This is a genomic window from Hominiventricola sp. (genome assembly GCF_057604405.1).
The window spans coordinates 12,130-23,745 of the sequence record NZ_DBLYVB010000017.1 but is presented as its reverse complement, the minus strand read 5'-3'; the positions used below and the strand labels follow the sequence as shown (position 1 = coordinate 23,745).

Here is an 11,616-nt window from a genome sequence, read left to right as displayed (position 1 = left end):
TAAAAAAGGCGATTTCCCCGATAAGAGGAAATCGCCTTTTTGAAAACATGATTATTTGGTTTCCGGTTCCGGATAATCCACGCCAAATGTCTCCACGGTGACAGTTTTCATCACCTGCGGAACGATGGGCTTGTCACGATAATCGGTGTCGCATTCTGCGATCTTATTTACCACATCCATGCCCTCGGTTACTTTACCGAAAGCAGCGTATGCGCCGTCCAGATGCGGAGCATCCTTATGCATAATGAAGAACTGGCTTCCTGCACTGTCCGGATGCATGGCTCTTGCCATGGAAAGGACGCCTGCGCTGTGCTTCAGGTCATTTTTGAAACGGTTCTGGTTGAACTCTCCTTTAATGGAGTATCCAGGACCACCCATGCCGGTTCCGTCCGGGCATCCGCCCTGGATCATGAAGCCTTCGATGACGCGATGGAAAATCAGACCGTTGTAGAAGCCTTTGTTTATCAGGCTGATAAAGTTATTCACGGTGTTCGGAGCGATCTCCGGATAAAGTTCTGCTTTGATGATATCACCATTTTCCATTTCGATGGTAATAACAGGATTCTGTGCCATATGAAAAATCTCCTTTAAAATAAATAGTCTCCGGCGGATTGAAAATCCTCACGGGTTCATTTAGTATTATTGTAACGGATTTTGAGCGGAAGGTAAAGGACAGATATGAAGGAAAATGAGAGCGACTGGGAACTGGACCCGGAATTTGAAAAAAGAGATGCACTTCGAAAAGCGGGAATTCCGGTGGAGATCGCAAGAACTGACCAGCTGCTGATCAGAGAAACCATCGATTCGGATATTTCGGAATTATATCGGATCGGGACAGATCAGGCTGTGAGAAAATATATTGCGCCCATGCAGCCGACACTGGAAGAGGAAATAGTCTATACAAAAGCTTATGTAAGGCATATGTATGCCTTTTATGACTTTGGCCTGTGGACGGTGCTGGAAAAGGATGTTTACGGACAGGAACGTGTCATTGGCCGGGCAGGACTTTTCCCATCAGAACGGCTGGCCGGGCAGATTGAGATGGGATATATGATTGCCCCCGAATGTCAGGGAAATGGATATGGAAAAGAAGCAGCGGAGATAGTGCTGCGCTATGCATTTAACGTGCTGGATCTGGAGGAAGTGCATCTCTTTGCGGAGAAAGAAAACAAAGCTTCTGTGAAACTGGCAGAAACCCTGCTTATCAAAGTCCCTGGCGGACAAAAGGAAAAGTGGCAGGATCTTGCGCATTTTTGGTGGGAGAATCAGAATTTTTCTTGAATTTTCAAGGTTTCTTGATATAATGTAATGAGCGCAAAAGAAAAGAAAGCACCACCGCAGGTGGTATTTTCTTTTCTTGCGCCATTAGCGAGTGAACCGCCTGCGTAGCAGGCAGCAAGCGCGACAGCGCGGGTTCACGAGGCTGTAAAAGAAGAATTTTATTGGGAGGCAGTATGATCAGGGCAGAGAACGTAACATTTGATTATGAGAGTATGGACGAAGAGGGCAACGTAGAGTCCAGAAAACGTGCGGTAAACCATGTGAATCTGGAAATACAGTCCGGGCAGTTCATCGCGGTACTGGGACATAACGGTTCCGGTAAGTCCACGTTTGCGAAGCATATCAATGCCCTGCTGACCCCGACAGAGGGAACGCTCTGGGTAGAAGGAATGAATACCAGGGATGAGAGTGAACTTTGGAACATTCGGCAGAATGCGGGAATGGTATTTCAGAATCCGGATAACCAGATTATCGGAACAATCGTAGAAGAAGACGTGGGATTTGGCCCGGAGAATCTGGGCGTGCCTACCGATGAGATCTGGCAGCGGGTGGAAGAAAGCTTAAAAGCAGTTGGTATGTATAAATACCGAAAACATTCTCCTAATAAACTGTCTGGTGGACAGAAGCAGCGTGTGGCAATTGCAGGCGTTATGGCCATGCATCCTCGCTGTATCGTGTTGGATGAGCCGACCGCTATGCTGGACCCCCACGGCAGAAAGAGTGTCATAGAGACCGTCAAAAAGTTAAATAAGGAAGAAGGCATCACGGTTATACTCATTACCCACTATATGGAAGAGGTCATTGAGGCAGACCATGTCTTTGTCATGGATGACGGAAATCTTGTCATGGATGGAACTCCAAGAGAAGTATTCTCACAGGTGGAGAAGCTGAAAGAACTTCGTTTGGATGTACCGCAGGCAACCTTGCTTGCATATGAATTGCAGAAGAAAGGATTCCCTCTGCGCGATGGCATTCTGAGTAATGAGGAACTGGTGGAAGAATTATGTCAATTAAAGTTAAAAATGTAAATTATACCTATTCCGAGGGAACTGCGTATGAGATGCATGCGCTCAAAAATATCAATCTGGAAATTCCGGATGGGCAGTTTGTGGGTCTCATTGGCCACACCGGTTCTGGAAAATCCACGTTGACACAACATTTGAATGGATTGACAAAGGCGACCAGCGGAAAGATTTATTTTAATGGAAAAGATATCTATGGAGAAAATTTTTCCATGAAGGAACTGCGCAGCAAAGTCGGACTGGTGTTCCAGTACCCGGAGCATCAGCTTTTCGAGATCGATGTGCTGACGGATGTGTGCTTTGGTCCGAAGAATTTGGGGTGCAGTAAAGAAGAGGCTGAGGAACGGGCGAAGAAAGCCCTCCGTATGGTTGGCATGGGAGAAGAATATGATAAATGTTCTCCTTTTGAACTGTCCGGCGGTCAGAAGCGTCGTGTGGCCATTGCCGGCGTACTGGCTATGGATCCGGAAGTGTTGATTCTGGACGAGCCGACGGCAGGACTTGACCCAAGAGGCCGGGATGAAATTCTGGATCAGATCAGTTATCTTCAGAAAGAGAGAGGAATCACGGTAATTCTGGTCTCCCATAGTATGGAAGATGTGGCCAGATATGTGGATCGCCTGATTGTTATGAACCAAGGAGAGGTACGTTTTGACGGGACACCCAAGGAAGTGTTTCGTCATTATAAAGAATTGGAGGAGATCGGACTTGCGGCGCCGCAGGTAACGTATCTCATGCAGGAGTTGAAGGAAAAAGGTGCGTCTGTGGATACGGAGGCAACCACAGTAGAGGAAGCTGCGGAGACCATTGAAAAATGGCTGCGACAGAGGTGAAAATAATATGATTCGAGATATAACATTAGGACAGTACTATCCGGCAAAATCCGTGATCCATCAGCTGGATCCACGGGTGAAGTTGGTAGCAACTATGCTGTATGTCATTTCCCTGTTTGTGGCGAAGGGAATCTTAGGCTATGTCATTGCCACGATTTTTCTGGCCATTGTGATCAAAACATCCAAAGTGCCATTTAAATTTATTACAAAGGGTCTGAAAGCAATCGTCATGCTGTTGATGATTACCGTGGTATTTAATCTGTTTTTGATTGATGGTGATGTAGTACTCTGGCATTTCGGTTTTTTAAAAATTACAGATAAAGGTCTGAAAACCGCCGTTTTTATGGCAATTCGTCTGATTTACCTGATCATCGGTTCTTCGATTATGACGTTGACGACCACGCCGAATGATCTGACAGACGGTCTGGAAAAATTACTGGGGCCGCTGAAAAAGGTCCATGTACCGGTGCATGAAGTGTCTATGATGATGTCCATCGCACTTCGTTTTATTCCGATTTTACTGGAAGAGACGGATAAGATTATGAAAGCGCAGATTGCCAGAGGAGCAGATTTTGAATCCGGTGGTCTGATTCAGAAAGCAAAGGCTATGATTCCGCTGCTGGTACCGCTGTTTATCTCCGCATTCCGCCGGGCAAATGATCTTGCCATGGCTATGGAAGCGCGCTGCTACCACGGAGGGGATGGGCGTACCAAGATGAAACCACTACATTATGAGAGCTGTGACAGGATGGCTTATGTGGCAGTCTGGGCTTACATGGCAGCCATGGTGGTATTTGGGAGACTGATCTATCACTATATTCCGTTTATATAGGAAAGGAATCCGTATGAAACGTGTGAAACTGGTGGTGGCCTATGACGGCACCAATTACCGGGGATGGCAGATTCAGAACAATGGTGAGACCATTGAGTCTATGCTGAATCGTGCTATCAGCAGTCTGACCGGGGAGGATATCCATGTGATGGGATCCAGCCGGACAGACTCCGGTGTTCATGCCATGGGAAATGTGGCAGTATTTGACACAGAGGCCAGAATGGCTGCAGACAAATTTTCTTATGCGTTGAATCAGCGCCTTCCGGAGGATATCCGGATTCAGAATTCCTGTGAAGTGCCTCTGGATTTTCATCCAAGATACCAAAAAACAGTGAAAACTTATGAATACCATATTCTGAACAGGGAGTTCCCGCTTCCTGCCTATCGATTGAATGCACATTTTACGTATCGGCCACTGGATATTGCACGGATGCAGGAGGCAGCGCGTTATCTGGAAGGAGAGCATGATTTTCAGAGTTTTTGTGCAGCAGGCGCCCAGGTGAAAACTACGGTTCGAACTATCTATGAATTAACTGTGGAAAAAGAGGGCGATCTGATTGTGATTCGAATTACGGGAAATGGATTTCTCTACAATATGGTTCGAATTATTGCAGGAACACTAATGAAAGTCGGTATGGGCGAATGGGAGCCGGAGCGGATGACTGAAATTCTGGAAGGCCGTGACCGGAAGCTGGCAGGACCGACGGCGCCGGCCAAAGGTCTGACGCTTATGGAGATACATTTTAAGGGAGAAAAAGAATAATGGAAGAAAATAAGATGGGCGTCATGCCCATAGGGAAACTGATTGTTACGATGTCCCTGCCTATCATGATATCCATGCTGGTGCAAGCATTGTATAATGTAGTGGACAGTGTTTTTGTGGCACGGATTGATGAATATGCCCTGACTGCAGTGTCCATGGCATTTCCAATTCAAAATCTGATGATTGCAGTCAGTGTAGGAACGGCAGTGGGTGTCAATGCACTGCTGGCTCGTTATCTTGGGGCGAAAGATTATGAAAAGGTAAATAAGATTGCAGAAAATGCTGTTTTTCTGGCAATCATGAGTTACCTGGTGTTTTTATTGATAGGACTGTTCCTGGCAGAGCCGTTTTACAGAAGCCAGACAGATATCGAAGAAATCGTGCAGTACGGCCGACAGTATATTTCCATCTGCTGTTCTCTGTCTTTTGGTGTCTTTATCCAGATTATGTTTGAACGTCTGCTTCAGGCAACAGGAAAGACGGTTTATACCATGTGTACGCAGGGAGTAGGAGCGCTTACCAATATTATTCTGGACCCGATCCTCATTTTTGGTATGTTTGGTCTGCCGCGTATGGGAGTGGCCGGAGCCGCCGCAGCAACAGTTGCAGGACAGATGGTGGCAGCAGTGCTGGCTGTGAGTTTGAATCATTTGAAAAATAAAGAAGTACGGATTCAGATGAAAGGTTTCCGTCCGAATCCGGAGATCATTGGACAGATCTATGAGATCGGGCTGCCGTCTATCGTCATGCAGGCAATTGGCTCAGCCATGAACTACGGTATGAACCGGATTCTCATCACGTTTTCCTCTACAGCAACAGCAGTCTTCGGCGTGTACTTCAAACTGCAGAGTTTTGTCTTTATGCCGGTATTCGGACTGAACAACGGAGTCACTCCAATTATTGCCTATAATTACGGTGCACAGAACAGAGAACGTGTGGTAAGTGCCATTCGTCATGTTGTGACTTATGCAGTAATTGTCATGCTGCTTGGACTGGCTGCCTTTCAGTTGTTACCGAGACAGCTTCTGTTCATGTTTGATGCGTCCGAGACGATGCTGGCTCTTGGTATTCCGGCCCTTCGGATTATCAGCCTGAGTTTTGTGCTGGCAAGCTTCGGTGTAGCAGCAAGTGGTGCATTCCAGGCACTTGGCAAATCCATCTACAGTATGTATGTATCTGTGGCCAGACAGCTGGTAGTATTGCTTCCGGCAGCATTCCTTCTGGCACAGACAGGAAGAGTGGAACTGGTGTGGTGGGCATTCCCCATCGCAGAACTTGTTTCCTTTGCAATGTCCGTAATTTTCATGGTGCATATTAACCGGAAAATCATCTCTAAAATTGGCAAAAAAAGCTGAAAAAACGGTTGACACAAGTCACGGTCTATCATATAATAATTAACTGTGACAACGCGAGAAAATATCTGATCCAATGCCCCGGTAAGATGTTTTTACGTATAAAAGCTACAAAACTTTGAATTTTAACAGGAGGTACACCTATGAACAGTTTCATGGCTAATCCAGCAAAAGTGGAAAGAAAATGGTACGTAGTTGACGCTACCGGATATACATTAGGCCGTCTGGCTTCTGAAGTAGCAAAAGTGCTGAGAGGAAAGAACAAACCGATCTTTACTCCGCATATCGATACTGGTGATTATGTAATCATCGTAAACGCAGAGAAAATCAAAGTGACCGGCAAAAAGCTGGATCAGAAGATTTACTATCATCATTCAGACTATGTAGGTGGTATGAAAGAGACCACTCTGAGAGAAATGCTTGCAAAGAAACCGGAGAAGGTTGTTGAGCTCGCAGTTAAAGGAATGCTTCCGAAAGGACCGCTCGGAAGAGAGATGTTCACCAAACTTCATGTTTATGCTGGTGCAGAGCATCCGCATACCGCTCAGAAACCGGAAGTTCTGACATTTTAATCAGGTAGGAAGAAGGAGGTAAATTATCATGGCTAAGACAAAATTCTATGGAACCGGAAGAAGAAAGAAATCCATCGCCAGAGTTTATCTGGTACCGGGAACCGGCAACATTACTGTAAATAAAAGAAGCATCGATGAGTATTTCGGACTGGAGACTCTGAAAGTTATCGTTCGTCAGCCGCTGGCAGCTACTGAGAACACCGAGAAATTCGACGTTCTGGTAAATGTTCGTGGTGGTGGTTACACCGGACAGGCAGGTGCTGTAAGACACGGTATCGCTCGTGCACTTGTACAGGCTGATCCGGAGTACAGACCGATCCTGAAAAAAGCAGGATTCCTGACTCGTGACCCGAGAATGAAAGAGCGTAAAAAATACGGTCTCAAAGCAGCTCGTCGCGCTCCGCAGTTCAGCAAGAGATAATTTGCAATTTTATAAGAATTTTTGGAAAGTCCTTAAAACCCAGTGTTTTAGGGACTTTTTTTATATCTAAGTTTTCTTAAATTTTTGAAAAAAGTAGTGAATTTTTAACGGTAGCACACACGTAGCACACAGGTAGCACACAAATCCGTTTGACAAATTTGGAAAAAGCTGATATTATGCGGACAATCTCATATTGTGCTTTTCTGTAGGGGCAACTAGGAAGGTTTAAGGGGCTAAAACCGGAGTAGATACAAAAGAGCAGACAATAAAAAGGGTACGCAGTCCGGCATACCCCTTGATGGTTGTACTCTTTTTCGAGTAGGTTCTAATTAGATCAAATTTAATTCTTTGAAATTGCGGTTGTAATCATAACCGAATACTGTAAATAATTCGTTATTGCATCTTAAATCAATTTCTAAACTTTTAAGAAGAAATAACAAACTATGTTCTCCGCCTAGTTCTGATAGTCTGATATTATGGTTTATATTTGCGTGAAAATCAATGATAGCATCAAGATTTTTAACTTGATTTTTTAATCTTTTGTATAGTTCTAATATTAGAGCATCTCTTACAATATGGTTTATAGATAGTAGTATTTGTTCGTGAGCATGTAACATTTATTTATAAATTTTATATCTAATTTTCGATTATCCGCATAAACACTATACTTTCAAGTATTTTGAAGTATAGAAAACCATTCATTTTACCACGAATTTACCACGATTGAATGAGCCTTGATATGATGATAAAACGACTAAGGGAGATAGCACAAATAACTGTGCCTCTCCCTATATTTTCTTTGTTTATTCCGTTGATTACTTCATTTGATTTCAAACTTTAACGCCTTTTTATATCTCGTTTTTTTATTCCTATTATATTCATACCTCAATTCTACTTTTTAAAGCTAATAAGTTTTCCGTTGTATTTTACAATGATGAATATGATATAAAACACTCCTACAACAATCAAAGTAAGCCCTATGTAGTAGCCTAATTCAGAATGAGAGATTAAATTGATAATCGGCATAGCAATAACGCCAATGCTAACCAGCAGAGAACCTATTCCTATTCTTTTTGTAAACGCTTTTTTATCTTTTGGGTTGAGATGTGTATAATGATAACTATGTAAGAAAGTAATATTTTCTTTTATACCCACTTGATAAGATAAAAATAATAAAAACAATCCCATAACTATTTCAACAACCACTTCTTCTATTTCCATAATCATACACTCCTTAATCAAAATAAAATAATTCCTCAAATTTTTTATCTAAAGCTATACAAAGCACTAATGCTAATTTTGCTGTTGGATTGAACTGTCCTGTTTCAATAGAACTTATTGTGTTACGGGAAACTCCAACCATTTCTGCTAATTCCGTTTGCGATAATTTTTTTTCTTTTCGCACCTCTTTTAATCTATTTTTTAAAATTAAATGTTCGTTCATATTACAAACCTGCTGTCAAAAATTTATAAAAGTAATACAACATAAATAGGACAAAGAATAGGGCAGTAACAAATTTAGGTTTACTTCTTGAAAGATATGCTTCATAACTCATATATCCAAATGCTACCGACCAAATAATTGTCATTATGTCATTGTAAGGTTCTTTACAAATAACCTTAATAACAAAGATTAAAATGCAGACAAGCAACACAAACATTAGCCCAAAAGATTTCCCTTTAAGTTTAATGTGTTTTTCATACTCATCAAGATATAAGTTATCTTTTTTGTTTTGTGACAGTATTTTTTCTTTATCCATTTATATTACCCCTTTCCAAAAATACCAAGTATACTTGTCATTTTTATTATAATACTCAATCTCTAAAAGTCAATGTTTTTATACTGTTTTCTTATTATTTTATGACGGCGTATTTTTTTCCATGAGATTATACGCCGTCAATAATTATGTTACAATTTTCCAGTTACTATCCTTATGGAGCATAAGCTCATACTGTGATACTTGCGTCGCCTTTGTCTGATTGTCGATAAACTCATGACACTACACCTTGTTTCCTCTTGTCTGCCAGAAACAGAAAAGAAAAAGCCCTGTCAAGAGCCTTGCCACCATTGGTGGTGCTTTGCACTCTTTACTGGGCTTTTTGTTTGCTGTATCTTCTACAAAGAGGAAAAAAGCTATTCGTCCTCATCATCAAAATGGTTATTTTTCAATACTTCCCGTAATAATTCCATATCTTCTTTTGAATTGGGGTTTATCATTTTTACGACTTGATATGGTGTCCTATATTTATGCCCCTCTATGCTTTCCCCGAACATATCCATGCTGTATAAATCATCATAGCGGTCTAACAGTTTTTGAAATTTCAAATGCTGGATAAATTCTTTGATTGGGTAAAGGTCGGACGCTACAATGCTTTTCCCGTTGATGTAGTCGGTAATATATTCCCGTAACTTCTCTAACTCATATTCCAGCCATTCTTCCTCGCTGTCAAAGAAATTGTCATAATGCCCATGTTTCAGTTCTGCATTTAGTCTTTCTTCAATTCTTAAAAACTGACAGACTTCCTTTTCGGCTTGATTAACATACTTCCATTCTCCCGATAATAATTCATTGGGCGTTACACCCAGCACGTCCATTATCTTTTCTAATGTATCAAAGGTAGGATAATTCACACCTCGTTCAATCTTGGAAAGGCTCTGCATATTGATACCGATTTTGTCCGCAAGTTCTTGTTGTTTCATTCCTCTGTGTTTTCTTATGGTCTGTATGTTCTCTCCTAAGAAACTGATTTTCTTTTCGTAATGCTCCATGACTTAGTATAAACACTCCTTTCATTGCTTTTATTGGTATTTATAAGCATATCATACTTAATATATATCTAAAAGTCAACAAAAACTTCTTGACAAGTAATTCTAATGGCGTTATTATCGTGTTAGATAGAGTGATTAAGCACGCTAGGGTTAATCACACGCTTGAGTAAGCATAGAAAAGATATATTTTCACTTTGATAGCATGAATAAGCATGGACTATCAGACCGAAAATAAGGTTTCTGACTGGGGCTGTTCCGTTTAGCCACGAGCCTTACAAGGCTCGTGAGCGTTAAGAACGGATCAGACACAGGAAGAAAGGGAACGCCTTTAGGCGTTCATAAAGGGCGTATATGTAACACCGCCCTGCGTATACATGTCATAGTACCTAGAAACTGTGATAAATAAAGGAAAAAATGCAATTTATACCCCGCAAAAAATCGGGGCATACGAAAGGAGTAATGAAGTATCGCAACACACGAAAATTTATCCGTTAAGATTGATTACATCAGCATTGTATTTGAAACCGCAACCGCAGAAGATGTCATCATGCACATTTTAGGTTTACCGACTGACATTTTCAATGTCTATCCGGCAAGCGTTAAATTCAAGACTTATCAAGCACGCTGGCAGATTGGAGATATTTATGTATCGGGGGACGCAAGAAAGACAGAGGACAACCCACAAGGGTTAGGCTGTTATCTTGTTATGACCGGCAGAGGTTGTGATGATATTTTCCGTATTCTCGACAGTAGGAATTATACCTTTGGGGATATGTTCAAACATTGTGAGCGAAGATACGGACTGGATAATTTCCATTTCACAAGGCTTGATATTGCCATTGATGATAAGAACGAAAAGCCATTCTTTACCATAGAGCAGATAAAGAAGAAATGCGAAAAAGAGGAATTTATCTCGAATAGTGAGGGCTACCACTTTGATGAAAGCAAGTTTGATGATTTCGACACCGCAAAGACTGTTTATATCGGTGCTGGTAAATCGGGATTGTCTTACCGCTTTTATGACAAGGATAAGGAAGTATGTTCAAAACATAATAAGACACTTAATGAAGTCGGCAGTTGGAAACGGACAGAAATGCAACTGCGTGATGATAAGGCTCATGTCTTTGCCATGACATTCAAAGACAGACCGCTGGAACTTGGGAAACTGGCTTTCGGGTTATTGGCAAACAACCTACGCTTTGTTGTGCCAAACAGAAACGAAAGTAATAAAAGCAGATGGAAAACGTGTCGGTTTTGGGAACGCTTTTTAGGGGCTGTGGAAGTCTTGAAACTGCAAGTACCAAAACAGCAAAATTCCCTTGAGGAAACACAGCAATGGCTCACAGAGGGTGGCGTGATTTCTGCTGTCAAAAGTTTCTATTTCTTGGAAGAACATGACGCATTAGGTGGACTGGAACGGGTGGGAACTATGCTTGATAAGGCAAGATACAGCACTTCCCTTTCCAGTAAACTGACCGCCCATTTACAGAGGATAAACCGCACCGACCTTATCCCCTATATCCAGTATGACACGAAACATGGGAAAGGGGGTATCTGATGAATAACAACGATATTCCCGTATGGGAAAAATACACCCTTACCATTGAAGAAGCGTCAAAATATTTCCGTATCGGAGAAAACAAGCTAAGACGCTTGGCAGAGGAAAACAAGGACGCTGGCTGGCTCATTATGAATGGCAACCGCATACAGATTAAACGCCGACAGTTTGAAAAGGTCATTGATAAATTGGACGCAATCTAATGCAAATGA

At 42.0% G+C, this 11,616-nt stretch carries 15 protein-coding genes and 1 pseudogene; 10 read left to right on the top strand and 6 right to left on the bottom strand.

Going from position 1 to position 11,616, the window contains the following annotated elements; genetic code table 11:
• Positions 1–51: 51 nt before the first annotated feature.
• A complete protein-coding gene (locus ACZMB2_RS10535; protein ID WP_487596725.1) occupies positions 52–573 on the bottom strand; it encodes a peptidylprolyl isomerase in 522 nt (173 codons plus the stop codon).
• 105 nt (positions 574–678) lie between these two features.
• Between ACZMB2_RS10535 and ACZMB2_RS10530 the strand changes: the two genes are divergently transcribed.
• The 8 genes from ACZMB2_RS10530 to rpsI all read left to right on the top strand — a co-directional run bounded on the left by ACZMB2_RS10530 (position 679) and on the right by rpsI (position 7,076).
• Positions 679–1,281, top strand: coding sequence for a GNAT family N-acetyltransferase (locus tag ACZMB2_RS10530; RefSeq protein ID WP_487596724.1), 603 nt, complete (start codon positions 679–681; stop codon positions 1,279–1,281).
• Positions 1,282–1,454: 173 nt separating this feature from the next.
• Entirely contained in the window at positions 1,455–2,309 is an 855-nt protein-coding gene (locus tag ACZMB2_RS10525; protein WP_118770690.1) for an energy-coupling factor transporter ATPase, read from the top strand.
• Positions 2,285–3,136, top strand: a complete 852-nt coding sequence (locus ACZMB2_RS10520) for an energy-coupling factor transporter ATPase (RefSeq protein ID WP_118770689.1) — start codon at positions 2,285–2,287, stop codon at positions 3,134–3,136. Before ACZMB2_RS10525 ends, ACZMB2_RS10520 begins: the two co-directional genes overlap by 25 nt.
• Before the next feature lie 7 nt (positions 3,137–3,143).
• Positions 3,144–3,968, top strand: coding sequence for an energy-coupling factor transporter transmembrane component T family protein (locus ACZMB2_RS10515; RefSeq protein WP_487596723.1), 825 nt, complete (start codon positions 3,144–3,146; stop codon positions 3,966–3,968).
• 13 nt (positions 3,969–3,981) lie between these two features.
• The gene (truA, locus tag ACZMB2_RS10510; RefSeq protein ID WP_487596722.1) at positions 3,982–4,731 is read left to right on the top strand and encodes a tRNA pseudouridine(38-40) synthase TruA; all 750 of its coding nucleotides are present in this window, start codon (positions 3,982–3,984) and stop codon (positions 4,729–4,731) included.
• Complete coding sequence (locus tag ACZMB2_RS10505) at positions 4,731–6,086, top strand: MATE family efflux transporter (protein ID WP_487596721.1); 1,356 nt, start codon at positions 4,731–4,733, stop codon at positions 6,084–6,086. Before truA ends, ACZMB2_RS10505 begins: the two co-directional genes overlap by 1 nt.
• Positions 6,087–6,226: 140 nt before the next feature.
• Positions 6,227–6,655 (top strand): 50S ribosomal protein L13, encoded by a 429-nt coding sequence (gene rplM, locus ACZMB2_RS10500; RefSeq protein WP_118770686.1) that lies wholly within the window; start codon positions 6,227–6,229, stop codon positions 6,653–6,655.
• 28 nt (positions 6,656–6,683) lie between these two features.
• Positions 6,684–7,076, top strand: a complete 393-nt coding sequence (gene rpsI, locus ACZMB2_RS10495) for a 30S ribosomal protein S9 (protein WP_118770685.1) — start codon at positions 6,684–6,686, stop codon at positions 7,074–7,076.
• Positions 7,077–7,967: 891 nt separating this feature from the next.
• Here rpsI and ACZMB2_RS10490 read toward each other — a convergent pair.
• The 5 genes and pseudogenes from ACZMB2_RS10490 to relB (ACZMB2_RS10470) all read right to left on the bottom strand — a co-directional run bounded on the left by ACZMB2_RS10490 (position 7,968) and on the right by relB (ACZMB2_RS10470) (position 9,846).
• On the bottom strand, positions 7,968–8,297 hold the full coding sequence (locus tag ACZMB2_RS10490; protein ID WP_003127052.1) for a hypothetical protein: 330 nt from the start codon (positions 8,295–8,297) through the stop codon (positions 7,968–7,970).
• 13 nt (positions 8,298–8,310) lie between these two features.
• Positions 8,311–8,520 carry a type II toxin-antitoxin system RelB family anti-toxin gene (relB, locus tag ACZMB2_RS10485; RefSeq protein ID WP_003127053.1) on the bottom strand — a complete coding sequence of 70 codons (210 nt, stop codon included), beginning with the start codon at positions 8,518–8,520 and terminating at the stop codon, positions 8,311–8,313.
• A 1-nt stretch (position 8,521) separates the two neighbouring features.
• A complete protein-coding gene (locus ACZMB2_RS10480) occupies positions 8,522–8,836 on the bottom strand; it encodes a DUF6442 family protein (protein WP_003127054.1) in 315 nt (104 codons plus the stop codon).
• Between the two features lie 144 nt (positions 8,837–8,980).
• Positions 8,981–9,070 (bottom strand): annotated as a pseudogene (locus tag ACZMB2_RS10475) (conjugal transfer protein); the annotation flags it as partial.
• A gap of 140 nt (positions 9,071–9,210) precedes the next feature.
• Positions 9,211–9,846 (bottom strand): type II toxin-antitoxin system RelB family anti-toxin, encoded by a 636-nt coding sequence (relB, locus tag ACZMB2_RS10470; protein WP_003127055.1) that lies wholly within the window; start codon positions 9,844–9,846, stop codon positions 9,211–9,213.
• A gap of 496 nt (positions 9,847–10,342) precedes the next feature.
• Between relB (ACZMB2_RS10470) and ACZMB2_RS10465 the strand changes: the two genes are divergently transcribed.
• Both ACZMB2_RS10465 and ACZMB2_RS10460 read left to right on the top strand, forming a co-directional pair.
• Positions 10,343–11,404, top strand: coding sequence for a replication initiation factor domain-containing protein (locus ACZMB2_RS10465; protein ID WP_256756141.1), 1,062 nt, complete (start codon positions 10,343–10,345; stop codon positions 11,402–11,404).
• The gene (locus ACZMB2_RS10460; protein WP_002610247.1) at positions 11,404–11,607 is read left to right on the top strand and encodes an excisionase; all 204 of its coding nucleotides are present in this window, start codon (positions 11,404–11,406) and stop codon (positions 11,605–11,607) included. Before ACZMB2_RS10465 ends, ACZMB2_RS10460 begins: the two co-directional genes overlap by 1 nt.
• Positions 11,608–11,616: the final 9 nt, after the last annotated feature.